21 protein-coding genes are annotated in these 24,713 nt (G+C 51.5%); 1 reads left to right on the forward strand and 20 read right to left on the reverse strand.

The window, feature by feature from the left end; translation table 11 throughout:
• Window positions 1–10: 10 nt before the first annotated feature.
• The 14 genes from H8S75_RS14695 to H8S75_RS14760 form a co-directional block, all read right to left on the reverse strand.
• A complete protein-coding gene (locus H8S75_RS14695) occupies window positions 11–898 on the reverse strand; it encodes a polyprenyl synthetase family protein (protein ID WP_029465539.1) in 888 nt (295 codons plus the stop codon).
• On the reverse strand, window positions 888–1,100 hold the full coding sequence (gene xseB, locus H8S75_RS14700) for an exodeoxyribonuclease VII small subunit (RefSeq protein WP_002601005.1): 213 nt from the start codon (window positions 1,098–1,100) through the stop codon (window positions 888–890). Before xseB ends, H8S75_RS14695 begins: the two co-directional genes overlap by 11 nt.
• A gap of 34 nt (window positions 1,101–1,134) precedes the next feature.
• Window positions 1,135–2,415 carry an exodeoxyribonuclease VII large subunit gene (xseA, locus tag H8S75_RS14705; RefSeq protein WP_187022278.1) on the reverse strand — a complete coding sequence of 427 codons (1,281 nt, stop codon included), beginning with the start codon at window positions 2,413–2,415 and terminating at the stop codon, window positions 1,135–1,137.
• Between the two features lie 6 nt (window positions 2,416–2,421).
• Window positions 2,422–2,865 (reverse strand): transcription antitermination factor NusB, encoded by a 444-nt coding sequence (gene nusB, locus H8S75_RS14710; protein WP_187022279.1) that lies wholly within the window; start codon window positions 2,863–2,865, stop codon window positions 2,422–2,424.
• Between the two features lie 496 nt (window positions 2,866–3,361).
• The gene (locus tag H8S75_RS14715; protein ID WP_187022280.1) at window positions 3,362–4,294 is read right to left on the reverse strand and encodes an NAD(P)-dependent oxidoreductase; all 933 of its coding nucleotides are present in this window, start codon (window positions 4,292–4,294) and stop codon (window positions 3,362–3,364) included.
• A gap of 21 nt (window positions 4,295–4,315) precedes the next feature.
• A complete protein-coding gene (locus tag H8S75_RS14720; protein WP_187022281.1) occupies window positions 4,316–5,101 on the reverse strand; it encodes an aspartate dehydrogenase domain-containing protein in 786 nt (261 codons plus the stop codon).
• Between the two features lie 113 nt (window positions 5,102–5,214).
• Window positions 5,215–6,777 carry an ATP-binding cassette domain-containing protein gene (locus H8S75_RS14725; RefSeq protein ID WP_187022282.1) on the reverse strand — a complete coding sequence of 521 codons (1,563 nt, stop codon included), beginning with the start codon at window positions 6,775–6,777 and terminating at the stop codon, window positions 5,215–5,217.
• Between the two features lie 323 nt (window positions 6,778–7,100).
• Window positions 7,101–8,531, reverse strand: coding sequence for a family 43 glycosylhydrolase (locus tag H8S75_RS14730; protein ID WP_187022283.1), 1,431 nt, complete (start codon window positions 8,529–8,531; stop codon window positions 7,101–7,103).
• A gap of 32 nt (window positions 8,532–8,563) precedes the next feature.
• Window positions 8,564–9,415: a carbohydrate ABC transporter permease gene (locus tag H8S75_RS14735; protein WP_187022284.1), complete on the reverse strand. Its 852-nt coding sequence runs from the start codon at window positions 9,413–9,415 to the stop codon at window positions 8,564–8,566.
• A 16-nt stretch (window positions 9,416–9,431) separates the two neighbouring features.
• On the reverse strand, window positions 9,432–10,349 hold the full coding sequence (locus H8S75_RS14740; RefSeq protein ID WP_187022285.1) for a carbohydrate ABC transporter permease: 918 nt from the start codon (window positions 10,347–10,349) through the stop codon (window positions 9,432–9,434).
• 21 nt (window positions 10,350–10,370) lie between these two features.
• A complete protein-coding gene (locus tag H8S75_RS14745; RefSeq protein WP_187022286.1) occupies window positions 10,371–11,750 on the reverse strand; it encodes an ABC transporter substrate-binding protein in 1,380 nt (459 codons plus the stop codon).
• Window positions 11,751–11,930: 180 nt separating this feature from the next.
• The gene (locus H8S75_RS33355; RefSeq protein WP_187022287.1) at window positions 11,931–13,709 is read right to left on the reverse strand and encodes a cache domain-containing sensor histidine kinase; all 1,779 of its coding nucleotides are present in this window, start codon (window positions 13,707–13,709) and stop codon (window positions 11,931–11,933) included.
• Window positions 13,706–14,443: a response regulator transcription factor gene (locus H8S75_RS14755; RefSeq protein ID WP_187022288.1), complete on the reverse strand. Its 738-nt coding sequence runs from the start codon at window positions 14,441–14,443 to the stop codon at window positions 13,706–13,708. Before H8S75_RS14755 ends, H8S75_RS33355 begins: the two co-directional genes overlap by 4 nt.
• A gap of 59 nt (window positions 14,444–14,502) precedes the next feature.
• A complete protein-coding gene (locus H8S75_RS14760; protein ID WP_002601027.1) occupies window positions 14,503–15,321 on the reverse strand; it encodes a MerR family transcriptional regulator in 819 nt (272 codons plus the stop codon).
• Between the two features lie 140 nt (window positions 15,322–15,461).
• Here H8S75_RS14760 and H8S75_RS14765 point away from each other — a divergent pair, with 140 nt between their 5' ends.
• Window positions 15,462–16,790: an MATE family efflux transporter gene (locus H8S75_RS14765; RefSeq protein WP_187022289.1), complete on the forward strand. Its 1,329-nt coding sequence runs from the start codon at window positions 15,462–15,464 to the stop codon at window positions 16,788–16,790.
• A 112-nt stretch (window positions 16,791–16,902) separates the two neighbouring features.
• Here the strand turns inward: H8S75_RS14765 and H8S75_RS14770 are convergent, their stop codons facing one another.
• The 6 genes from H8S75_RS14770 to H8S75_RS14795 all read right to left on the reverse strand — a co-directional run bounded on the left by H8S75_RS14770 (window position 16,903) and on the right by H8S75_RS14795 (window position 24,682).
• Window positions 16,903–17,748 carry a MerR family transcriptional regulator gene (locus H8S75_RS14770; RefSeq protein WP_187022290.1) on the reverse strand — a complete coding sequence of 282 codons (846 nt, stop codon included), beginning with the start codon at window positions 17,746–17,748 and terminating at the stop codon, window positions 16,903–16,905.
• A gap of 113 nt (window positions 17,749–17,861) precedes the next feature.
• Window positions 17,862–18,989, reverse strand: a complete 1,128-nt coding sequence (locus H8S75_RS14775) for an ABC transporter permease (protein WP_187022291.1) — start codon at window positions 18,987–18,989, stop codon at window positions 17,862–17,864.
• Window positions 18,990–18,996: 7 nt separating this feature from the next.
• Window positions 18,997–20,694 carry an HlyD family efflux transporter periplasmic adaptor subunit gene (locus H8S75_RS14780; RefSeq protein WP_187022292.1) on the reverse strand — a complete coding sequence of 566 codons (1,698 nt, stop codon included), beginning with the start codon at window positions 20,692–20,694 and terminating at the stop codon, window positions 18,997–18,999.
• Between the two features lie 4 nt (window positions 20,695–20,698).
• Complete coding sequence (locus H8S75_RS14785) at window positions 20,699–21,574, reverse strand: carbohydrate ABC transporter permease (protein ID WP_081034263.1); 876 nt, start codon at window positions 21,572–21,574, stop codon at window positions 20,699–20,701.
• Window positions 21,571–22,431, reverse strand: coding sequence for a carbohydrate ABC transporter permease (locus tag H8S75_RS14790; RefSeq protein ID WP_187022293.1), 861 nt, complete (start codon window positions 22,429–22,431; stop codon window positions 21,571–21,573). Before H8S75_RS14790 ends, H8S75_RS14785 begins: the two co-directional genes overlap by 4 nt.
• Window positions 22,421–24,682 (reverse strand): extracellular solute-binding protein, encoded by a 2,262-nt coding sequence (locus H8S75_RS14795; protein WP_243270278.1) that lies wholly within the window; start codon window positions 24,680–24,682, stop codon window positions 22,421–22,423. The genes H8S75_RS14790 and H8S75_RS14795 overlap by 11 nt, the downstream gene beginning before the upstream one ends.
• Window positions 24,683–24,713: the final 31 nt, after the last annotated feature.

The following is a 24,713-nucleotide window of genomic DNA, read 5'->3' on the forward strand; positions in this document are numbered from 1 at the left end:
CCAGATCCTTTTACTTTTCCCGGCTCACCAGCATGTGGATCAATGCCTCCAGGAATTCGTTTTCCCCTGGCAGCTCATGAAGGATTCGGACAGCGTCGTCGGAAATCCGGGCCACGTCCTTTTTTGCCTTCTCGAGCCCCTCCAGGGTCACATAAGTGGTTTTATTGTTCTTTTCATCGCTGAGTACCGGCTTTCCCAGCACTTCCATACTGCTGGTCACATCCAGGATATCATCCTGAATCTGAAATGCAACGCCGATGGCCGCGGCCATCTGTTCCACCAGCCGGGTCTCCTCCTCGTCAGCGCCGCCAAGCAGCGCGCCGATCATCATGGATGCCTCTAAGAGAGCCCCTGTCTTCAAATGGTAGATGAAGTCCAGCTTTTCATGGGGAATGGGTTTATTGGTCAGCTCCACATCCACAGTCTGCCCACCTATCATTCCATAGATTCCTGTTTTCTGCGCCAAAATTCCGATGCAGCGGCCCACGACCGCCGGATCCTCCGTCATGGCAAATGCCTTTGCCGCGGTCTCCACCGCGTAAATGAGCAGGCTGTCGCCGGCAAGAACCGCCATGTCGTATCCGTACTTCACCCATGTGGTCGGAAGCCCTCTCCTGAGTTCGTCGTTATCCATACAGGGAAGGTCGTCATGAATCAGGGATGAGGTATGGATCATCTCAATGGCCGCCATAAATGGTTCGACCACCTCCTGGCTGCCGCCAAACAACCGGTATGTCTCCTCCATCAGCATGGGGCGCAGTCTCTTGCCGCCGGCGCGCACACTGTAATTCATGGCATCGAGAACGGTCTTCTGATATCCGTCCGCAGCCGGCAGATAACGCTCCACCACCGCTTCCACTTCCCTCGTTCTGGTCTCCAGCATCTCATTAAAGTTCATGACTTTCACCATCTTCCTCCAGGACAATAATCTGTTTCTCTACTTTGTCTATCTTTTCATTGCAGGATTTCACAAGCTTCATTCCTGCCTCATAATATTTAAAAGATTCCTCCAGAGAGCTTTCGCCGCTTTCCAGCTTACGAATAATCTCCTCCAGCTCCTGAAAGGTCTCCTCAACACTTTTCTCTTTCTTTGCAGCCATTCGCATCTGCCTCCTTACTGTCCGCTGTCTTCTGTCATCTGGTCCCAAGCTCCGCAGCCGCAGTGCCGGAAACCACAGCATCGATCCGTCCATCGCGGATTCTCATCTGAATAAGATCTCCTTTTTTCACCTGTTCCACCGACTCGATCCGTCGGTTCTTATCATTGGTCAAAAAGCCGTAGCCGCCGCCGATCTTCTTGAGAGGAGACAGTCCATCCAGCCTGCTGCTCATAAGCTCCAGGCGATGCCTGTCCCTTACCGCCTGCTTTTCGATGAGCTGCCTTAAACGGCTTTCCGCTTCCACGGCACGGTTCCTGTCTGTCACAATCTGGGAAGCCATCCTGTTTTTCAGCTTCTCTTCCAGATCGGCCGCCCGCTGCCTGTTTTCCCTCACCTGACGGCGTGGATCAAAAAGTTGAAAACGGAGCCTGAACTGCTCCGTCTGATAGCGGTAACGTTCTAATTTTCTGGCCACGGATTTCCCCAGGGCGTCCCGGTATAATTCCACCTGGCCTTCGAACTGGCTGTAATCGAACACCGCCAGTTCCGCCGCCGCGGACGGTGTCGGCGCTCTCATATCCGCCACATAATCTGCGATCGTCACATCGGTCTCATGTCCCACCGCCGAGATCACAGGCGTCTTACAGGCAAAGATGGCGCGCGCCACGATTTCCTCATTAAACGCCCACAAATCCTCGATGGAGCCGCCGCCTCTTCCCACGATGATCACATCCAGTCCCAGGCGGTCCAGCGTCTCGATTCCCTTTACAATGCTGAATTTTGCGTTCTCGCCCTGAACAAGGGCCGGATAGAGATAGAGCTGAACATACGGATTCCTTCGTGCGGAAATGTTCATAATGTCCCGGATCGCCGCGCCTGTCGGGGCTGTTATGATCCCGACCGTCCTGGCGTAGCGCGGGATGGGCTGCTTGTACTCCGGAGAAAACATCCCCATCTCCTCAAGCTCGTCCCTCAGCTTCTGGAACCGTTCGAATAAATCTCCGACGCCCTCCTTTGTAATCTCCTGAGCGTAAAGCTGGTAACGGCCATCCCGCTCATAGACCTCGACGCTGCCCTTTGCAATCACCTTCTGGCCTTCCTCCAGCTTAAACGTAAGCCCTTTCCGCTGACCGGCAAACATCACACACGCAATCGCCGCGCCCCTGTCCTTCAGGGTAAAATAAATATGGCCGGACGTATGATACTTACAGTTGGACACCTCGCCCTTAATGGATATGCGGTTCAATGCAAAATCCTGGGCAAACATATTCTTAATATAAGCATTGACCTGTGAAACGGAATATACACTCGCCATAGGCCATTACACCATTTTCGCCAGAACTCCGTTGATAAACGCCGGGGATTCATTCCCGCCGAACCGTTTCGCCAGTTCTACCGCCTCATTGATCGCTACCTTTTCCGGTACCTCTTCGTCGTATAAAATCTCATATAACGCAAGGCGCAGAATCGTCAGCTCCGCCTTGCCCATTCTCTTCGTCTTCCATCCTTCGGCCACAGCATCGATCTTCTCATCCAGCTCCGGAATCTTCCGCATAACGGCTTCCGTCTTGGCTTTTAAATAGCTTTCATCTTCCGGACTCATCTCTACATCATGAATAATCTCATCTACCCCTTCCGGAGTCGTCTCATCTTCCTTCGGCTCGTCAAAATACCGTTCTATCTGCTCCTCTTTTTCTTCTGCCGGATAAAAATCGGCACAGAAAAGCATCTTAAAGCAGTGCTCACGCAGTTTACTCCTGGTCATGGGTTATGGTCCTCCTGTATAATAATTCGTTCGTTATTTCTTACTATCTTACCGCGTTCAAAGTTCACAATCCCCGCCCAAAGCGGGAATTCATTCCTTAGCGTATTGGGTTCATTATACCTTAATGCGCATTTTTCTACAATACTTTTCGGGGATTTTATCCCCGGGGGAATCGACGCTCTAATCAGTTTTCCGGCAATTACTTCCATTCTCAGTTTTTATCAGAAAAATTATACATAAAAAGCGCATAAAAAAGACAGGCGGAATGCCTGCCTTTACTTTAACTCAAAATACCAAAACGGGGTTTAGAGGCAAATACCAAAGTATCCGCCCCTTTTAATAATGAAGTATTTGCAAAAACAGTCCTTCGTCCTGACGAAATGGAAGTCTATCCATCTCCGCTTTGTTTCTGTAATTATCATTATAGTTTAAATTCCCATAAATAACTATTTCATTTCCGCCCTTTTATATCACAATCCTGCCAATCAGCTACCGTTCACTGCCCGTCACTGCCACAGCTTACAGGTCTTGTTCCGTCCACCATATACTCTTTGATATTATCCAGCACCTTTTCACTCAGAAGGCCGAATGCCTGTTTCGTCCTGCCTGCGGAATAGTTGACGCAGAATACTCTCGGATGGTTTAAAAGCGCTCCCGTCGGATCGCCGATGGCTCCGGCCGTATCACAGGCAAAGTAGTTATCTCCACTATCCAGCCAGTTCTTTAAATCTTCCGCTTCAAAGGCAGGCCCGATGGATGTGTTGAACAGGATCTTTCCATCGCCCAGCGCTTTGAATTCCTCCTCGTGCATGAGAATCACGTTCTTATTTAAGCAGGCAAATACCACCTCGGACTGCTCCAGCAGCTCGGTAAGCGGACGGTATACCATGCCCTCTGCGTCGTAAGCCGGCTTTCTGCTCCTGCTGTAATAGGAAACCTCGGCGCCCATAAATTTCATGGCCTCGGCGATCATTCCACCGGACACGCCCATTCCCACCATGCCGACCTTGAGTCCCGTGATCTCCACCGGCATCTCCCTCCACATAGGGCGGTCATAGCCATGAAGAAAGCGCACCAGCTCGCAGATCACGTATTCCACGACTCCTCTGTCGCCATAGTCCCGGATTCCTTTCACGGTAACGCCGTGCTCCTCCGCCCAGGCGATGTCCACGTTGGCGCTCTCTTTGGAATATAGGCTGCAGCACATGCCCACATAACGGACAGCGGGACAATGTTCAAATACATAGCTGTTGATTTTTGATGTATAGCTGAGCAAGACGCCATCCGCATCTCCGATTCTCCTGATAATTTCATCATCATCCGCCGGCACGTCATCGTACATAATGACATTCTCCGCATACTGATGCAGTTCTTTTTCCGCCTCTCCCACCAGGCTTACCGGCTCGATGGCCACTAATTTCTTAAACATATCCTCATCCTCCTTATTTCGTTAAAATACGATCGGTGATACCAGATTGCGAAGAACGGCCACGACACTCCAGCCCGCGATCGCACTGGTGTCGGAGTAGATATCCACGACCGCTTTTACCCCTTTAATCTCCGCCGTAATCTTATGGTCATCACCCACAAATCCGGGGAGGCTGTGAATATTTACCTTCGTGTGTTCCGGACCTGTTGTAGCCAAAGAAGCCGCCACTGCCACATTGACCTTGGTCGGCAGAAGAGCGATCGCTTCCTTCGCATTGCCCGCGAATACCTCTGTGCCCTCTGTGTCTGTCATCAAATGGTCTTCAAACAGAGGCGTATTCTTCAGCGATTTCGGCCCCTTCCTCGTCTCAATACCGGAAACCGCATCCCCCATCAGAGAAACTGTCCGAAGCACATCAAAACCGCCCACCGCGCCGGACGCAATATGTACCTTTGTCCCATGCTCCAGGGCTGTACGCTTTACTTCCTCATAGAAATCCGCGTCCGCAAATGCACCGATCGACAGCACAATGATGCTGGTTCCTGCACAAAGAGCCTTGACGGCCATCCCTTTTACCGCGGCAACAGAGGCCGCCTCGGCTATGTAATCCGGTTTCAGCGCCAGAAGCTCGTCCACATCCGCGCACGGCCTGCATCCTGTTTTTTCCGCCAGAGACTTCGTCTTCTCCTCACTGCGGCCCGCGATTCCCACCAGCTCGTACTCGTCCAAATAACCGTTTTTCCACGCGTCTGCAATAATTCCGCCCAGATACCCACTACCCAGGATTCCAAGTTTTAATCTGCTCATGATAAACTCCCTTCGGCCGCCTGCTCGGGCGGCAGTCTTTACCAGCCCAGTATACCATGAAATTCCAGTTCAAGGAACCTCTCTTTTCCTGAGATGATCCAAATAAAGGAAGCTTACACGCCCTCTCCGTCCGTCTTCACAAGTCCCTCCGGCGTCAGCTGATAAACGGCAGTACAGACCTCTTCGATATATTTCCTGTCATGAGAAATGCTTAATATGGCTCCCTGATACTGGCGCAGTATCTTTCGAATTACCGGCCCCGACAGCGGGGAGAAATTGCGCGTCGGTTCATCCAGGATCAGGACATCGGCCCCTGACAGGCTCATTTTCAGAAGAAGTACCTTTGCCTTCTGGCCGCCGGACAGCTCCGACATCGGATGATTCATTTCATCGACGGTGTATTTCATCGAGCCCAGATACGTCCGGATGCGTGTCGTCTCTTCCTTGTCACCGGTCACGGACAGAAATTCCACAGGCGTACGGTCCAGCTCCAGAAGGTCCTCATAATTCTGCGGCATATAGCAGGCCCGGATATCGGTCCGGCTTAAAAGCTCCTCCATCATCTGTTTCAGCAGCGTCGTCTTGCCAGCGCCGTTTTTTCCGGTAATACAGACCCGCTCTCCGCCTTTTATCCGCAGAAATACATGTTCCGCCAGAAGACGAGGTTCCTCTTCTCCCGAGGATGGCGTAAGGAGCCGGTCCAGGGTATATTCCAGAACGGTTTTTCCGGCGGGCATTTTTACCTTTTCACCCAGCTTAAAGAAGATCGCATCCTCAGTCTCCGGTATCTCCGTTTTGTCTAGAGCCTCCCGTTCATACCTCTTTTCCAGAGATTTCACCGCTTTCATCTTCTTTTTCAGCAGGTATCCGCCGTGTGGGTTCTGACGGCTTATGCTGTTCAAATCGTGATCCACCGCCTGCTCGATTCTGCGGAATTTCTCCTGCCGTTTCTTCTCTTCCCTGCGCTCACTTAACGCCTGCTGTTCCTGACTGGCCAGCTGCGCCGCACGGTTTGCCGCATACTGGCGGTAGCTGGTTTTTGCTATGCTGTAGCGGCTTTCCGTTTTACGCTTCAGCTGTTCGATATGGATTACCACATTGGCGGTCCGCTCAATCAGCGTCTCATCGTGGGAGATAAATAACACGGGCTGTACCGCTTCGAGAATCAGCTTTTCCAGCCATTCCAGCGTCTCGATGTCAATGTCATTGGACGGCTCATCCAGAAGCAGGACGGTGGGCTGTGCCATGAGAAGCCGCGCCATCTGCGCTTTTACCTTTTCACCGCCGGAAAGCGTGCTCATCTTCTGGTCCCGGTAGAAGAAATCCGTGGGCAGCTTCAGCTGTCCGGCCAGATGGGTCAGCTCTCTGGGCGTCTGCATCCCAAAGCCATCCTCCCCGCAAAAATATTCATAGACTGTCTTTTCTTTCTCCTCCGCTGGCAGTTCCTGGGGCAGATAGCCCGGATGCTCTCCCGTACATATCCGTTCGCCCTGTGCCTCCGCATAGCCTTCGATCAGTTCGGGATCGTAAATCCATTTTAACAGGGTGCTCTTTCCATTTCCCTCTTCCCCGATCAAAACTACCTTATCCCCGGGGTTCAGCACAAAGCTGAAATCCTTTAATATGACTCTGAAATCCTTTTTATGCGTTATTGTCAATTGTTTTATCTGTAACATAAAAATCCCTCCCGGCCAATCGTCCGGAAGGGATTAAAGATTCTATACGTATGAGGAAACGCGCGCAGAACAAAGCCTGCACAAACTCATGTCTGTACGGAATTTTCCCTGATGACCGGACGAAATGGCATAGAATACATGGCACCGTCTCCGCACTTACGCGGGGGAGCATGCCTGTTACCTCAGTGTTTCTCAGCCTTTTCTTCGTCATTATTTTGTCATCATCTTCCGACAGAGCCTTCTTTCCTGTTTTTATTTTTTAATTGGTGCTATCCGCAGTATACGATAGGGTGGAGAATTTGTCAAGGGGGAGTGATGGAAAGTTACACTCCTGGGTCTGCGGAGAGGGTAAACGAGTGGAAACTGATATTTTTTGTTCCTCTGTACCGAAAGTATAACGCATGGACTCCATCCGGGATTCGGAGATCGGCTTTGTGGGTTTTCCATTCGTTGGAGCTGGTTACCGGGATTTCTCCGAGGGGATTTCCGTCCCAGAATGTTAAGAGTTCAATGGCTCCGTTTCCCATGCCGCGGGTGGTTACGGAAATTTGTTTTACGGCGTCGCAGGAAAAATATTTAAAGCCTGCGGCGGCGCCGTCCCGCAGGTTGGCTATGTAGCCCTGTGCTTCGGAACCGCCGCATCCGTCCTGGGTGATTTTGGGGAAGCGGCAGTCCATCCAGTCACCGGGGAGGGCGGTGAAGGCGGACTCAGCCCGGCAGTATAGGTTGCAGGCGATGTATGCCGGGTACGTACCGTTTCCCGGGAGAGGGCCCTGGTTGGGGCCGCAGGAGGTCATCTCAGCCTGCGGTATGGAGCCGTCGCCGCGGAATGTGATCGGTTCTATACAGCCCTGTCTGGAGAAATTGGTTCCGTTGGTGTGACGGTGGTAAAAGACGTACCACTGGTCCTGAATTTCTACGATGCTTCCGTGATTATTGCCGCCGTAGTACATGGGACGTTCTGCAGGCTTATAGGTACTGATATAGGAATCGTTGTTGCTCACGATTACACCGCCGTATGTGAAATCGCGGTTGGGGAATCGGCTGACAGCATAGCAGAGTTCGTGACCCAGGATCGAGGAATAGATCAGGTAATAAAGACCGTTCCGCTTTCTGATGGAGGAAGCCTCGAAGAACTCATGGCCTTCAAAGCCGGTCCCCTGGCTGTGGAAGGCGTCGGGGATCAGGAAGTCCGGCCCCTCTTTGACTGTGACCATGTCAGGCTCCAAGGCACATACCATGGAACCGATGCGTGACGGATCATTTTTCCTGCAGAATCCGGTGTAAAGCCAGGTGGTCTCTCCTTCTGTCAGGACTCCCGGATCAAACTGAGGCTGGTCACCGGGGCGTTTTCCCAGAAGTGTGCCGTCCGGGTAGTGAACGTATCCGTTAAACCGATAGGTTCCGGCAGGCGTGTCACAGACTGCCGCCGAGACTATGGGGAGACGGTCCAGTACGTAATAAAGATAGTACCTTCCGTCCGGGCCTTGTGTGACGTCCGGGGCGTAGAGACACATTTCACCGTCGCCGTTTTCCGGGTCGTCAGTCCGTTTGTAGATCACTCCCTCACAGGTCCAGTCCGTCAGGTCGCAGACAGGGGCCGACCAGCAGACGTAATCGCCGGGACAGTAGACGTATCCGTTAAAATGGTCATGGGAGCCGTAGACGTAAACGCGGTCGCCAAAGACGTGCGGCTCGCCATCCGGTACGTATTCCCATGATGGAAGATATGGGTTAAATCCTGGTTTCTTCATAGTATGTTTACTCTCCTTTTATTTAGACGGTTTTAACCCTTTAATCCGCTGGTGGCAATGCCTTCGACAAAGTATTTCTGTGCCATGAAGAACAGGAGGATCAGGGGCAGTACGACTACGAAGGAGGTGGCCATGATTTTGCCCCAGTTGATCACGGATTCGGAATCCAGGGATAAGCGGAGCGCCAGGGATACTGTATATTTCTTCCCTGAATTGATAAAAATCAGGGAATTGAAGTAGTCGTTGTACGTCCACATGAACTGGAATAATGCCGCAGAGAACAGGGACGGCTTCATGAGGGGCAGGATAATCTGCATCAGCGTGCGGAATGTGCCGCATCCGTCTATGTAGGCCGACTCATCCAGATCCCGCGGGATTCCGCGTAAAAACTGCACCAGCATGAAGATAAAAAACGGATAGCAGGCCAGAGCCGCCAGTGCGTAAAAGGGGATATACGTATCAATACAGCCAAATTTGGCAAACAGCGTGTAACGCGGAATAATAATGACCGCATTGGGAAGCATCAGCGTCGCAATCAGAAGGGAAAACAGCGCCTTCTTGAATGGAAAATTGAATCTGGCAAAGCCGTAGGCCACAAGGGTGCTGGACACCAGCGTCAGCAGAGTGACCGGAATCACCAGCCGGAATGTATTCCAGAAATAGACGGCGTATGTCATGGTGCCGCTTCCTCTCCAACCGTCTATAAAATTCTGAAAGCTGTAATGGGTGGCCAGCAGTTTCGTGGAGCCAAATATTTCATCGTTGGTCTTGAATGCCGCAAAAAACATCCAGAGAATCGGATACAGCAGCACCAGTCCGATCACCGCAATTACAAGATAGGACAATATGGTATTCACAGTCTTTTTCGTCGTTTTTCTATTCATATTCATCCCTCTTCCATCAGAAACTTCCCTCGTCGTCATAGTGAACCCAGACAGACGAGGATCGGAACAACAACATGGTAACTGCCACGATCATGACAAAGATCGCCCAGGAAATGGCGGAGGCATACCCCATTTTAAAATAGGAAAAGCCCTCCTTGTACAGCTTCATACCCAGCACATACGTGGATTTCACCGGGCCGCCCTTGGTGATGACAAAGGCGGAGGTGAAGTTCTGCAGCGCCTGAATCGTCTGCATAATCAGGTTAAAAAATATGATCGGAGTGATCTGGGGAAGCGTGATCCGGAAGAAACTCTGAAGCTTTCCCGCTCCATCGATGGAGGCGGCCTCGTAAAGCGACGTGGGAACCTGCTTTAAGGCAGCGAGAAACATCACCATGGAGGAACCGAACTGCCAGATTTCCAGGGCGCAGATGGTCTTTAGTGCATATCTCGGATCGCCCCAGAACTGGATGGCCGGCAGACTTAAGCCTGTAAGCAGGGCGTTGATCACGCCGTTGTCGATGAAAAGCGCCTTCCACAGGACAGAGACTGCCACGCTTCCGCCAAACAGCGACGGTATGTAGTAGAGCGTCCGGATCAGGTTAATCCCCTTGATATTGCGATTTAAAAATACAGCGACCGCCAGGGCCATCACCAGCTTGCCGGGTACGGTATACAGGGTATAGACCACAGTTACCTTCACCGAATTCCAGAACTCGGTGTCCCTGGTAAATAGATAGCTGTAATTATCCAGGCCGCTCCAGATTGGACTGGAGCTGACCTGATAATTGGTAAATGAATAATAGAAAGAACATAAAAACGGATAAATCTGAAGGATAAGCATTCCCAAAATCCAGGGCATCAGGTAGAGAAATGCCTGATAGTCCCGCTTCTTATATCGTTTGGTTTTTATTGCTGTCTGGTTTGCTGCCATAATAGTTTCCCCCGCCGCCGTTTACTGAATGCCGGAAATGTAATTATTCAGCAGGCTGATGGTCTCCTCGGAAGCGCTTTCCGGAGTTGCCACTCCGAATCCAACCGCCTCCACCTCATCGGTCAATATCTGCTTTGCCTCCGCAGCCGAAAAATACTTGTCGTCAACCATTCCGCTGTAGCTGCCGGCTACATCCGCTGCCTCCGCCAACAGCTTGCTCAAAGAACCGTCCGCCGTACAGATTTCTCTGGCCTTTGCAGTTGGAGGAACACTTCTGGTGCATCCCAGTGTCTCCATGGCCTTCTCATTGTTAAAGAAATAATCTAAAAATTCCACTGCCGCTTCCGGATTTTTGGATTTGGCGTTGATCGCTATGATCTGCGGGCAGTTTGCATTCCATGCATCCACATCGGAGCCCTGATAGAGAGGGAAGAGACCGGCTGTGTATTCTGCATCCGCATTGGCAGCTGCCAGAGTTTCCATGGTGGACATGTAGGTAAAGCTGCAGACGTATTTTCCGGCAATCCAGTTTGGATCGGACTGCATATTGTCTCCGGAGTATGCGGCCGAATAGGAAGCCGGAGCGATCACTTCCTCATCGTACAGGCGTTTCACAAAGGTGTAGACCTCCTGCCACTGCTCGGATGTTAAGTTAATCTCCTTCGTTTCTTCGTTGATAAACGTCTTGCCGCTTAACTGTTTTGCATAGTTGTTGGCCAGGATATTGGCCACATAATCCTTGTTGGAGCAGATTAAGTACATGGAATCGTCGTACTCTCTCACCTTTTTCGCCCAGTCAAAGATGTCGTCCCAGGTATACTGTGTGTGGAAATCGATACCGATCTGATCCGCCAGTCCCTGATTTACCAGAACCGCGCCGCCGGATATTCCGGTCGGGATTCCGAGCTGCTTTCCATCATAGAAGCCGTTGATTCTCAGCTTATAGTAGTTTTCGTCAAAATTGGAAAAATCGAAGCTGGAAGTATTTAAATCCAGAAAGTAATTGGTCTCATTAGAAACCAGCGCCGGCATGAGGCCCGGATCAATCTGGATGATGTCGGGAGCCGTTCCGCTTGCGAGCTGTGTTGCCAGTTTGTCCGCATAGCCGTCGGAGCTTCCGTATTCCGGTTCGATCTTAATATTGGGATTCACCTCTTCAAACTGCTTAATCACATCGAGCGTGGCCGCAAGGCGTTCCTCACCGCCCCACCAGGAAAACCGCAGTGTAATCTGTTCCGATCCGCCATCCGCTGTTTTGGCGGTTTCTTTTTCCGCCGCCGCGGTCTGGCCCTGTTCTGCCTTCGTATCCGCAGCGGTCGTCTCACCTTTTCCGCCCCCACAGGCTGTTAATAAACTTGCTGCCAGACAGAGCGCCGCTGGTATTGCTAAATATTTTTTCATGAAACCTTCCTCCATTTTCTTGTTTGGACGTCCGGACCGTCTCTCCTTTTGATACTCCTATTTTATAATGAAACCAGGAGAAATAAAAGGCGCCCGTCTTTCTAAAATTCTTCTTAAATTGCGATATCTGCAAAAAATGGTATCATTCCTTTTGATAACCGAAAGGAATGATACCATCTCTTACACTTTCATCTTTTCACAGGGAATATAGAAGCTGACCGCGGTTCCCATCCCCTTTTTCGACCAGACACGCAGGGCGCTATCCTCTCCATACCGGAGCACGAGTCTCCGGTACAGATTAGCCAGTCCGATTCCACCCGCGCCATCACTCGAAAAGCGGCTCTCCAGACCGGCCTTCTCTTCTCTGGTCATCCCCGCTCCGGTGTCCATCACACAGCAGCGCAGGCGTTCTCCCCGTTTCTGAATGGATACCTTGACGTAGCCCTTCTGCTTCGATCCGCGTATCCCATGGAGCAGGCTGTTCTCCACCAGCGGCTGTAAGAACAGCCGGAATACCGCGGCGTCCATCACCTCATCATCCACCTCATAGTAGATGATAAACTGGTCGCCGAACCGGAATTTCTGAATGGCCGCGTATTTTTTTAAGTACTGGATCTCCTCCTCCACCGTGACCGGCTCCCCGGGGTCGCTCAGCGCATATTTTAAGATATCCGAGACGCAGCGGATTACCGTGCTGATCTCCTCGGGACTGGCCTCCTGCTTCCGCACCTCCATGTCCACGGTCTGAAGCGTATTGAACAGGAAATGGGGATTGATCTGAAGCTGGAGCGCCATCATTTCCGCGTGTTCTCTCTTGTATTCATTTTCCTTTAGCTGGGCGTTTAAATGGTTTGTGTTCAGGAACAGATAGATGATATTATTCATGATCACATCGTATTCGTCCCGGTTGCTGTTTTCCGGCTTCGCCACCGGCAGCCCCTTTTCCGCCTCATTAAACACAGAAATCATATAGGAAATCTGGTCAAAGGACCGCTTCGTCGTCAAATACGCCAGGAACACCACCACACAGAGATCCAGGACCAGAAACGCCAGAAATGACTGCAGCATAGCGAAAATACTCTCGGTTCTGGCCTTTGAGGAGATCGCCGACACGTAATACACTTCCATCGCATCGTAGCTTCCCACACTCAGAAGGCAGGTGCCGTTCTGAGTCCTGACCCAGGTGCCAGCCATCCCCTTTAAATGCTCCTGCCATCCTTCCCCATACTGTTCCTTCAGCCGTGCAAAATACTCCCGGTCCCCGTTCTTACCGCTTCCTGCCGACTGTTCTGCCAGGACATCGCCGTCCCTGTTTACCAGATAGACCGTCTCCTCATGGCCGGAAATCTGCTTTGCCAGAATCTCCTCCAGCTTCGCCACATCAATGTTTACCACAATGCATCCCTTTTGTAAAAGAAGGCGTTTGTAAATACTCAAAACAGGAACCACCTGATCCGCTCCCAGGGATATCTCCCGCGGCGCAATGTAACTGCTGCTGTCCTTTGCAATCTCCCGGTAGACATCGAGCCAGGAGGAATCCGTACTCTCATCTATGGTATGAATCCCCTTGTCCGAGGAAAAATATCGGGCCGCGCCGTCGGTGTAGAGATAGATGGACTCCACATACTCATGGGAATCCTTGATACTCCGCAGAATGGCCAGAAGGCTGTCGATGTTGACCGCGTCGCCGTAAGCCATTTCGCTCTGGGACAGAATTCTCTTTAGCGACAGATTCATCCGGGTCGTGCTGGTCAGCAGATCGTTCTGGTAGAGGACATTGCTCAGGACCAGATCAAAGTTCACATCCACCGCATCCACGGTCTGTCTCCCCTGTCTCTTTAAGTCCCGGTCTATCGTCCGCAAATTCAGGACGCAGAACGCCGTAAACAGGAGCGTCATCGGCAGGAGCATCATGCCCAGATAAATCGCCACACGCTTGAAAAAGAACTTTTTCTTCACTGCCCTTCCTCCGTCTTTGATTTCCGGTATTCCATCGGAGTCATTCCATAGTATGACTTAAACGCCCTGGAGAAGTTCTTCGGATTGTCGTACCCGATATAGTAGGCAATGTCATAGCTCTTATACCGAATGTCCTCCAGCATCTCCTTCGCCTTCTCCATCCGAATGGAAAGAAGCGTATCCGAAAAGCTGGTCCCATTTTTCTCTTTGAAAATCTTAGATAAGTAAGCAGGGCTTAAATTCACCGTCTCGGCCGCCCCCTCCAGGGAGGCATCCTGATAATGCTTCCTCAGATACTCCCTGACGCCGGACACGATCTTGTCGTAATACCCTTTTGGAAGCTCCACCTTCTTCTGGCTTCTGGCATCCAGCTGCTCCTTCACCCGTCCCAGACATTCCAGAAGCATGGCGTAATCCACTGGCTTCAGCAAAAAGTCCTCCACACGGTTCTGAATCGCCGCCCGGAAATAGTCGTAATCCTGGTGACTGCTGAATAAAACCACCTTCACATCTTCCTTCTCTAACAATCTGCGGCTGAGCTCGATGCCATCCATATCCGGCATCTCAATATCGCTGAGCACCACGTCCACCTGATTGTTCTCCATAAATTCCAGCGCTTCCACCGCGCTGGTGAAGAGGCCCTCCACGGAAAATCCTATGGTCTTCCACGGAAAAAGCCTCCCCATCCCTTCTACGATTTTTTCCTCGTCATCGATAATAATCAATCGGTACATATCCCTTTACCCCCCGTTAAAATCAGCCTTACGGCTTCCCGCTTCACCAGCTGGAAGCGTTATTTCACACGCACCGCCACCTTCACAACGTAATCCGCGGTATCCCTGACCGTCAGTTCATCGAGGAGAAGGTCCTCATACCACATCTCATCCAGACGGATCCCCTGTTGTTCAGCGAAATCCCGAATAACCGGATACGCCTTCCCCATGTCTCCGTCATACCCCCGGTAATAAAGTTCCACGTAGGTTCCCGCCGGCTTCACATACGGTTTCAGTGCCGAAATGCGCTTATCCAGCCGCGTATAGACACTCCGGTAGCGGTCGTATTTCCCCGCCTCTAAGTCTCTGCCCAGACAGACTGCGCCCACGGCGTTCATGCTGATATGGTACTGCTCACAGACCCTGACATGGTGTGCAATCTCCTCTGCCAGCTTCCGTTCCCCCGTGATATTCACCTCGGAAGAAAATAAGTATTCCTGGCCTCTCTCCGCCAGCTTCGGCTTATCCACCTCGGCCTCCAGCGCCTCCTTAATCGTCGTTCTCTCCCACTCCATAAAACGCTTCATATTTTTCAGACGTTCAATCTCCTGGTCGATCTCCGCATCCTTCTGATCCACCAGCGCCAGAAAATGCTCCGGCGACCGGGTCTCCATATACTCCCTGATCTCACTGAGAGGCATACCCAGCTTCTGCAATGCCCGAATCACCTCAAACGTATCCATCTGCCACACAAAATAATACCGGTAATTATTCTCCTCATCCTTCACCGCCGGCGAAAACAGACCAATCTCATCATAGTGAAACAGCGTATGCTTCTTAACCCCTAAAATCTTCGCAAACTCACCTGTTGTAAAATATAACTCCGACTGTTTTTCCATATTTTGATTCCTCTGTTACAGTTCACAGGCCTGCAACATTCCTTTCTATATCCAAAGTTTTTCTGCTTGACTATCGGCCTACCCTATACCCTATGATAATCCATGCGGCTGAAATTTACAAGAAAATCAGGAGAAATAGTATGAATTATTCACTGGCAAAAAAATTTACATTTGGTTCCCTCATGATGTTTGCACTGCCGACGACCATCATGATGATTTTTACCTCCCTTTATACGATTATTGACGGAGTCTTTGTATCGCGTTTCGTCGGGACCAATGCGCTTTCATCCATCAATATCGTCTATCCCGCCATTAACATCGTGCTCGGCATCGCGGTCATGTTCTCAACCGGCAGCTGCGCCATCGTTGCAAAGAAGATGGGCGAAGGAAAAGCAGAGGAAGCACGGGCTGCCTTTACTTCTATTATATATTTGAATATCATCGTCGGAGCCGTAACGGCGGTTCTCGGCACTCTCTTTGCTGCACCGATCGTACGGCTCCTGGGAGCCAGCGACTTACTCGTGAGCGACTGTATTACTTATATGAGATGGCAGATGGCCTTCGCTCCGGCGCTGATGCTTCAAATTCTGTTTCAGATGTATTTTATCACGGAGGGACGGCCCGGACTGGGACTTTTTCTCACGATTCTGGCCGGCTTAAGCAACGCGGTTCTGGATTATATTCTCATCGTCCCGCTAAAGCTGGGCGTGGCTGGCGCGGCTATTGCAACCGTTACCGGCTACATGATCCCTGCGGTATTTGGTCTGATCTACTTTGCTGTTTCCCGCAAGGCACTGTGGCTCGTAAAGCCCCGTCTTTCTGCGGCAGAATTAAAGGAAACACTGATTAATGGTTCCTCGGAAATGGTAACCAATTTATCCTCCGGCATTATCACCTTCCTGTTCAACCTCCTGATGATGCACTACGCAGGAGAAGACGGCGTCGCGGCCATTACCATTATCCAGTACTCCCAGTTCCTGTTAAATGCATTGTACATGGGATTTTCACAGGGCGTCTCACCTGTCATCAGCTACAATTACGGCAGCCGCAATACGAAGCAGCTGAAGCAGGTATTTAAGACCTCCCTGATCTTTACAGGCATCACTTCGTTCCTCGTATTTGCCACAGCGCAGCTGGCTGGCGGAATTATCGTAACAATTTTCGCACACCCCGGCACAGCCGTATACGATCTGGCCCGCCACGGCTTCATGGTGTTCTCTTTCGGCTACTTATTTTCCGGAGTCAACATCTTTTCGTCGGCCCTGTTCACCGCTTTATCTAACGGCAGGGTATCGGCTGTGATTTCCTTCGTGCGCACGCTCTGCCTGATCGTCCTATGCTTACTGCTCCTTCCTCTTATTATGGGGCTTGACGGAGTCTGGCTTGCCGTTCCGGCAGCAGAAGCGGGAGGGTTCCTTCTCTGCCTTTTCTTCCTGAAGAGGCATTCAAAAACATACAGTTATATTTGATTTATGCATACTGCGCTCATACAAAACAGGCCAGCATTTTCGAAGTTGAAAAACAACTGAAAATGCTGGCCTGTTTACATTACGATCAGTCTCTTCCTATCCCTCCGTTCTTTCAATCCCGCGCTTGTCCTACGGTCAGTTTATACCACCCGATCAGAAGGACTCCCACAAGCACCACTGCGTCCGCAGTCAGAATCGTGGTCACATTTTGCATCATTCCATTCACGTAAAAGATTGTAAATGCTTCTACTGATAATATAACAAAACACAGGCAGTTGGTCACGTAATCGCAGATGGTATCACTGAAGCAGAACAGACGGAGTGTCAGCCATCTCCAAATAAACTGACGCAAAAAAAATCTTATGATGATACAGGCGGCAGGATATACAAAAATAAATGCTTTTCCAATCTGACGGCTTATTTCGCCGTTATTCCACTGTATCGGCACCTGGGACGGCAAATTCGGATATGCAAGCAGCGCAAGCAGGAAGCACACCGCTGTGATTCCGCCCCATGCCAGCAATCCCCCCCACAGATACAGGAAACCGACCGAATCCATCCGAAAGACCTTACTGTTATTTTTCCAGTAATCTTCCAGCTCTGTCACGTATGCTTCCACCTCTAAATCTTCATACGTCATTTCCTTTTCGGTCAGCATCTTTTTACATATATAATGGTATTTCTCCAGATCTGCGATTTGGCTCTCCAGCGCATCCGCTTGTCTTTCAAGGACCACCTGCAGGGATACCTCGTGATCGATTATGCGGTGAATATTTTCCAGTGAAATTCCCAAGGTCCGTAAGTATGCTATTTTTTTGATGTTCTGTACATCCTCTTCCGTATACTCACGGTATCCATTCCTGTTATTTCTGACAGGATGGATCAGTTTTTCTTTTTCGTAGAAACGGACACTGGAACGTACAATCCCTGTTTTTTCTTCCACTTCCTTAATTGTCATGTCGTCTTTTCTCCCTTTTTTGCTGTTTACTATAAGGTATAAACAGGGTTTACAGTCAATAGCTTATGCATAAATTGTTTGAAATACTTATATTTGACGAAAAAAGGAGCCTTCTACTCCTGCCCGGTATGGTCAGGCATGGAAAGCAGAAGACTTCCCGTTATGATGATCAGCGCAGCCGCGCTTGCCGAACAGAACACGGAGGCAGCAAACGCGCGTATCATCTCCACATCCCACCGGGTCTTTGGCAGCATGGCTATGTCAAAGAGATTCTCTTTTACCTGTGTGAATTTTTCCGCATAGAAGGAAAAATCCGACCACCGGGATGGAATAAACTCTCCCGGAAAACGGAAGCCATACCAGAGCAGAGCTGCCGCACCTCCGGCCATCACCGCAAAGAATAAAACTTTCCACAGCCAGTTTCGGTATTTTGCATGTTTTTCCGTTTTACCTCTCCGCCCAGCCTGCTGCATATCAAATTTTTTCAAACGCCGCGAACGCCGCATCAAAATCCAGAACCAGATAAGCAGGGCCCATCCGGGCAGCGTGCAGCAAAACCTTACCATGGCATAGTAAATACTCCCATTAATTCTGATTTCATGTCCCGGCAGTCCGAAGCGCATGATCATCTCTTCCGCCTGCCCCTCAAGCCCCTCCTGACCGGAGTAAGAAAAGGAGACGTTGGGAAAAAACTCCGTCTCCAGCCGTTTTGCCGGAAGCATTACCATGGGATAGGAGGCGGCCGTCACTCCCCGAATGACAAAGCGTTTCCCCTTTACGGAGATCCAGCTGCCGGTCACATCGGTGGAGCCGAACAGTTCCCATGCCGTTTTACTGCTGACGACACAGCCCTCCTCATCATCTCCAAAGCCATACGTGCCTGCCACCAGCCGGTCCTTCACGATCTGATCCATCTCTCCCCGAATCATGATGCAGGTGACATCCTGCTTAAAGTTCAGCACCGGATTCCTGGCCTCCACATAGTACTCCACATTCCATGCCGCGGTCTCCGGGAAGCTCTCATCTTCAGGCTTTAACCCGGCTTCTTTTATTTGCTCCAAAGCCTGCCGGGACACCCCCTGTCCGTGGTAACGGATCTGGATATCACCGGCGTATGGCTCTATCTTCTCTCCCTGCCACAGGGAAATTCCCCACAGAACCGCCGACAGAAGCACTGCCAGAAACACGGTTTTTACTCTGGCTGCTCTGCCCGTTCTGATCCATGTCTTAAACCTGTTCATCTTTCTCTCACTCTCCGGATATTCTGACACGGTCGCCTGCCTCGATGATCCTGCTGCTGGATACGATCAGCTGGTCCGTATTGCTGAATGCACCCTGTACGGCCGCCTGGGTGCTGCTCTTTTCCAGTAATTCCACGGGAATCTTTTCCGCGGTCAGTTCTTCGCCGAGTATCGTCTTCTGCGGTTTCACCACCAGGATGTAGTAACCATCCGATTCCTGCCTGAGCCCTGCGATGGGAATGACCTGAGTGTACTGCCGGGATGTCAGATTAAGCGAAAATGCGGCCGTTGCCCCCAGAACCCCCGTGTCCTCCTGGACCGATGCGGTAAAATGCGCCTGTTCTTCCTCCGATAAGAAGTCCACGCTGTCCACCACCGCCTCATACGTTCGCCTGGACTCTCCGTACTGCAGGTTTATCTTCGTTCCCGCCGTAATCAGTTCGCCCAGCTTTTTTTCTACCGTTCCCTCGAATTTCAGCCTTCCGTCACCTATGGCCACAAGCTCATCACCCGTCACGGTCTTTCCCGGGACGACGGCCAGCTCTGTCACCACACCGGATACCGGAGCCGTCACTTCACCGGATGCTGCCTCCAGGGCTTCCAGGGCTTTTAACTGCTCCTCCGCCTTTGTAATATCCAGCTGCTTCACCTGGCGGTCCAGGCCGGAGGCGGTCTGCTCCTTTTGATTTTCGGCGGCCGTCACCGCATCCCTGGCCCGCGCGTTGGATACCGCGAGTTCAGCCTGGCTGAGCGCTTCTTCCAAATTCCTCACGCTCTTCTCTCCGGCCTTGATCTGCGCCTCCACCGCTTCCACCGAGGACTCATAGCTGCTCTTTAGCGCTTCCGCCGCGGTTCTCCTACCGGCACTGACATCGCCGTAATCTTCCTCCGCGCTGTTTAAGGCCGCTTTCGCCTCCTCCACGTTAAGCGACTGCTCTTCCCGCACCTCTTCCAGATCCTCATTTGCCCGGTCCAGAGCTTTTCTGGCTTTCAGGATCTCCTCGTCTGAAGCCCCTTCTTCTTCCAGGCGGTCAAGCTTCTCCTCGCAGTCGGTCACCTCGCGCTCCGCTTTCTTGACCGCGCTCTCCTTCTTCGCCACAGCCGCATCGTAGGCCCGCTCGGCGGTCCGGTACTGCCGTCTCGTCTCCTCCTCCATCTCTTCCTCGGACTGGGTCATGTTCTGATTGTAGTCCCGTTTGAGCTTTGCAAGCTTTTCGTCGCTCTCCCGCCTCAATTCCTCCAAGTCCTGATATCCGAAATCCAGGGCCCGTTTTGCCGCCTCCAGCGACTGAATGGCCAGCGTCTCCTCCGATATGCCCGGTATCTGTTTCGAGCGGACCTCGGACTGGTTCAGCTCCAGCTTCATCTTTTCGATGGAAAGAGCCAGTTCCTCCTTTTTCTTCTGAATTCCCTCCAGCTGATAGGCGAAAAGCACCTCTCCCGCCTCCACCTTCTGCCCGGCCGTTTTTCCGACGGACTGGACCTTTAACCCTTCCTCGGGATTTAAGTATGTGATTCCGGAGGCGAGAAATTTCCCGTCCCCTTTGATTTCATAATTTACATTTCCCATCTTACCGTAAGAGGTGCCGACCTGCGGCACCGTCAGGGAATCCAGACTTCTGGAAAGAACGGTAAAGACCGCCATGGCTCCAAGAAACATAAGGAAACCATCTCTGCACCATTTTCGTATTTTTTTCCTCTCCATCTGTCTACTCCTTTATCCCCGATACCATAATTCCCTGCTCCAAAAAACTCTGTCCGGCCAGAAACAGAAAGAGCGGGGGCGCCATAGCCGCCACGGATGCCACCCACGCCACACTGACCTTATCCGCCGTAATATCCGGAAGATAGAGGGACAGCGGCCAGAGCGTCCGGTTCTTCAAAAATGCCATCGGCGCCTCGATGGCATTCCAGCTCTCTAAAAAGCCCAGGATTCCTGCCGACATGATTCCCGGGAACCCCATCGGTATACCGATCCGAAAGAACACCGCCCCTTCTCCTGCCCCATCCAGACGCGCCGCTTCCAGCAGAGACGGTGGGATCGAGGAAAAGAACTGTGTCATGATAAATACCGGAAATGTGGAAAATATCCCCGGAAGGATGACCGCCAGATGGGTATCTAAAATATGCATCTGGTTCAGCACAAAGTAATCCGGGGTCATCAGAACCTGAAACGGGAGTATCATCAGTATGATATATCCCATAAACAACACCTTTTTACCCGGAAATGAATACATGGCAAACGCCCACGCCGCCGGAACGGCCACCAGCATCTGGCCGAACAGCACAGCCCCGGTCTGGAGGCAGGAGTTCCAGAACATCACGAAAAATCCCGGGGAATCCAGAAGCAGCTCCACAAAGGGACTTAAGGTCGGAAAGTCCGGAAACAGGGTAACTTTCACCGCTCCGGTTCCGCCGTTTAACACAGGACCGAACCGGGACAGCATTTCCCCCCTGGACAGGAAGGAATTTCCCGCCATCATGAGCAGGGGAAGCCAGATAAACAGGCAGATTACCGACAGGATAAGCCTTCTGACGTGCGGGAGAATCTTTTTCTCCGGCATCCGTTCTCTCAACCATTTCATGTTTCACCTCTCCTCGAAGCCAGCCCTTTCGTGATAACCGGCAGTGCCACCACCAGCAAAAGAAGGACGGAGGCCGCACTCATCTTCTGGATATCCAGGGTCACAAACCAGTGGTTAAACAGGTGCTGCAGCATATAGATGCTCTCGTGGGGATACTCCCCTGCGATTAAGTACGCTTCCCGGAATACCTTAAAGGAATTGAACACGGAAAGGGATACCACCAGAAATGCCGTCTTGGAAAGGCCCGGCAGCGTCACGTATAAAAACCGTGCCACGATACCCGCTCCGTCCACTCTGGCTGCCTCGTAAAGTTCATCCGATATGGCCGCCAGACCCGCCACCCACAGAACCACATCGTATCCCAGATTCTTCCACACGTAGGTAAAGACCAGCACGCCAAAGGCCGTGTCTCCATTGATCCAGTCTATCCCCGCCATGCCGAAGAGCGCGGTGATCTGGTTGACCATCCCCTGTGGATAGAAAAACAGCTTCCACAGCAGGACGATCGAAGCCACAGGAATGGCAAGCGGAACGAGGAGACTCGTCTTAAAGACGGTCCCCTCCTCCTTTAATCCCGCGATCAGCATGGAGCAAAACAGTGACACCAGCACCAGAAGCGGTACGCAGATCACCAGAAAGCGGAGTGTGTTAAAAGATGCCAATCGAAACGCGCTGTTGCCGACTACCGTCACATAGTTCTGCATGGCGACGAAACGCCCTCCTGCCGCCTCGAAAAATGACCTGCGGACAACATCCACATACGGGAGCAGGACAAACACGGCTGTCCCCGCCAGACTCGGCAGAAGGAACAGATACGCCTTCCGTGCCAGACGGCCCGACTGTGTTTTATTCCGCATAATACAGCTTCGTCTTGTTTTCAAACTGCCCCGCCGCCTCGGCCGCAGTCTGTTTCCCTTCAAAATATCCCTTAGTTTCACTGACTATCATCTCCAGCAGTATATCGTCAACAGAAATGGGCGTATGGAGCTTATCCAGCATTCCCATAATCTCTTCCTTCTTCTTATCATCCGGGTACTCTGCGCTCATCATATCGCCGCCGTCAAAGCTGAAACCGATGCTCACCATGGAAGTCCGTTCTATCCAGGCACCGGAAGCGGTCTTACTCACAGTAAATCCGTCATTTAAATCCCCATTCTGAACCTTCGGTGACAGGGCAAACGCGACAAACTCTCTCGCAGTCTCCTTTTCCTTACCAAAGCTGGTGACTCCCAGGAGTCCCTTCGGATAATAGATATCATTAAACTGTTCCATCTGGTAACCATACTTATCAACGATTGCAACAGGTGTCATGACATCCATCATACCCGCCAGTTCCACCAGAGAGATCTCTGCATTTTTCGTCAGCAGTCCATAATCGCTTAAACCAGTAAATCCTCTCGTATCGGCGGCATTGTATACCCGTCCGCGGCCGCCGTCTTCCGATTCATCGAAGACTACCTTGCTTCCGCTGGCGTCTCCCGCCAGCTTCGCGGTCTCCAGAAGGATTCTGACTTTCTCCGTATCCAGCTGTCCGGCGTCTTTTCCTGCCAGCTCCGGATAGTAGAGATAGATCATCTGCCTCAGAATATTTTCATAGATGGTCTTTGGGAAGAGAGCCTTATCCGGATTCGCCTCCTGCCACGCCCGGAGAGAACCGATCGCAGCCATCTGGCTCACCGCCGTTCCGTCTCCGTACATAATCGGAATGGTGACACGGACCGGGTACTGATAGACACTTCCGTCGGAACCGGTGAAGCTCTCCGCTATGTTGGGGTATAGCTCTCCCGCTTTTACCATGGGAGTGATAATATCACTTAAATCCTCCAGAACCCCTTTTTCAATATAGGATTCGATCGGAAGCCCATCCAGCACCAGCACGTCAGCGCCGTTGCCGTTTAACAGTTCCGCGTTTAAGGAACGGATCGTATCGGATTTTAAGGTACTCCCCGACTCGCCGGCTCCGTCGATCAGTTCGACTCTGACATCGGGATGCTCCATCTGGAAGAGGGCGGCCGCCTGTTTCACGGTCTGGTTTTCCGAAAGGTTTAAGCCGTATACCGTAAGGGTTTTCGACGGTATGGTCGGCATTTCCGGATCATACGTATAGCGGGCCAGTTTCTGTTCCTCACTTTCCGAGTACCATAAGTAAAAATCATTGTCATTTCCGACGAGAAGACGTTTTACGTAAGCGCTGGGCATGCTCATGGAATTCAGGGAACCGTCCACGATGGTCTCCCACATCGTTCCCTGATCCGCCATGTGATGAATTCCTTTAGTATTAGCAAGGTAGAAATCATCTCCTTCTCCACGGGCCAGACTTCCGTATACGTCTGACTCGTCGGTCTGGAACGGAATCACTTCCTTCTCCGCCAGCGATTTTAAATCGTACCGGAGAAATCCCCTGTCTCCTGTAGTCATAAAACTATTAGCTGTCAGCGTGTGGCTGTCACAGAAATTGCTGTGGGAATTCCTCTGAGGGAGCTTCTTTTCCACCACGCCATCCGTACCGACGACGATGACCTGGTCACCGGAGGGAATGAACAGAGTGCCGTCTTCGCTTACGTACAGTCCGTTCAGCAGAACCATGGCATCCTCAATCCCGGCGGAAATCTCCTGCATGGGCTGCCCTTCTGCAAACTTCACCAGATGCGCCTTATAACTCTGATCCGCGTAGATCAGATAAAGCGTCCCATCCGCGCCGTAAGCGGAATACGTTAAATAGTCGCTGTCCTGAAGCTCCTGCACCGGAGAAGCCGTATCTTCGCTCCAGGAGGAACCGTCGTAGCGGTAGGCCTTCTTTTTCCCATCCACTTCCTGGCCGATTAAGGTGAACATCACCAGCTCCCCGTTCTGGTCCTGGATGATATCCACAACACGTTCCGTTCCAGCTTCAAACGGATATGCAACCGCCTGCTCCACATAACGCCCCTTTGCGACGTCCGCGGTTCCCGGGTCCGCAGTCCCTGCTTGTTTTGTACTGTCCTTTGCCCCCTCTGTGGCGCCCTCCTTCTGTTCCTTTGCGCCGCATCCGGCGGTCATCACCGCCATGACCGCGGCCAGGGCCAGAGCCGCGGCTCTCTGAATCAAGTGTCTGTTTTTCATCTTCATTTAGTCCTCTCTCTCAATTATCTCCTGCATA

It is taken from the genome of Hungatella hominis (assembly GCF_014288005.1).
GTDB lineage: Bacteria > Bacillota > Clostridia > Lachnospirales > Lachnospiraceae > Hungatella > Hungatella effluvii.

Bases quoted from the DNA above. Each gene is read 5' to 3' on its own strand.
- H8S75_RS14695 (WP_029465539.1), bottom strand. From the start codon at position 898: ATGAACTTTAATGAGATGCTGGAGACCAGAACGAGGGAAGTGGAAGCG.
- xseB (WP_002601005.1), bottom strand. From the start codon at position 1,100: ATGGCTGCAAAGAAAGAGAAAAGTGTTGAGGAGACCTTTCAGGAGCTG.
- xseA (WP_187022278.1), bottom strand. From the start codon at position 2,415: ATGGCGAGTGTATATTCCGTTTCACAGGTCAATGCTTATATTAAGAAT.
- nusB (WP_187022279.1), bottom strand. From the start codon at position 2,865: ATGACCAGGAGTAAACTGCGTGAGCACTGCTTTAAGATGCTTTTCTGT.
- H8S75_RS14715 (WP_187022280.1), bottom strand. From the start codon at position 4,294: ATGTTTAAGAAATTAGTGGCCATCGAGCCGGTAAGCCTGGTGGGAGAG.
- H8S75_RS14720 (WP_187022281.1), bottom strand. From the start codon at position 5,101: ATGAGCAGATTAAAACTTGGAATCCTGGGTAGTGGGTATCTGGGCGGA.
- H8S75_RS14725 (WP_187022282.1), bottom strand. From the start codon at position 6,777: ATGTTACAGATAAAACAATTGACAATAACGCATAAAAAGGATTTCAGA.
- H8S75_RS14730 (WP_187022283.1), bottom strand. From the start codon at position 8,531: ATGAAGAAACCAGGATTTAACCCATATCTTCCATCATGGGAATACGTA.
- H8S75_RS14735 (WP_187022284.1), bottom strand. From the start codon at position 9,415: ATGAATAGAAAAACGACGAAAAAGACTGTGAATACCATATTGTCCTAT.
- H8S75_RS14740 (WP_187022285.1), bottom strand. From the start codon at position 10,349: ATGGCAGCAAACCAGACAGCAATAAAAACCAAACGATATAAGAAGCGG.
- H8S75_RS14745 (WP_187022286.1), bottom strand. From the start codon at position 11,750: ATGAAAAAATATTTAGCAATACCAGCGGCGCTCTGTCTGGCAGCAAGT.
- H8S75_RS14755 (WP_187022288.1), bottom strand. From the start codon at position 14,443: ATGTACCGATTGATTATTATCGATGACGAGGAAAAAATCGTAGAAGGG.
- H8S75_RS14760 (WP_002601027.1), bottom strand. From the start codon at position 15,321: ATGGAAAAACAGTCGGAGTTATATTTTACAACAGGTGAGTTTGCGAAG.
- H8S75_RS14765 (WP_187022289.1), top strand. From the start codon at position 15,462: ATGAATTATTCACTGGCAAAAAAATTTACATTTGGTTCCCTCATGATG.
- H8S75_RS14770 (WP_187022290.1), bottom strand. From the start codon at position 17,748: ATGACAATTAAGGAAGTGGAAGAAAAAACAGGGATTGTACGTTCCAGT.
- H8S75_RS14775 (WP_187022291.1), bottom strand. From the start codon at position 18,989: ATGAACAGGTTTAAGACATGGATCAGAACGGGCAGAGCAGCCAGAGTA.
- H8S75_RS14780 (WP_187022292.1), bottom strand. From the start codon at position 20,694: ATGGAGAGGAAAAAAATACGAAAATGGTGCAGAGATGGTTTCCTTATG.
- H8S75_RS14785 (WP_081034263.1), bottom strand. From the start codon at position 21,574: ATGAAATGGTTGAGAGAACGGATGCCGGAGAAAAAGATTCTCCCGCAC.
- H8S75_RS14790 (WP_187022293.1), bottom strand. From the start codon at position 22,431: ATGCGGAATAAAACACAGTCGGGCCGTCTGGCACGGAAGGCGTATCTG.
- H8S75_RS14795 (WP_243270278.1), bottom strand. From the start codon at position 24,682: ATGAAGATGAAAAACAGACACTTGATTCAGAGAGCCGCGGCTCTGGCC.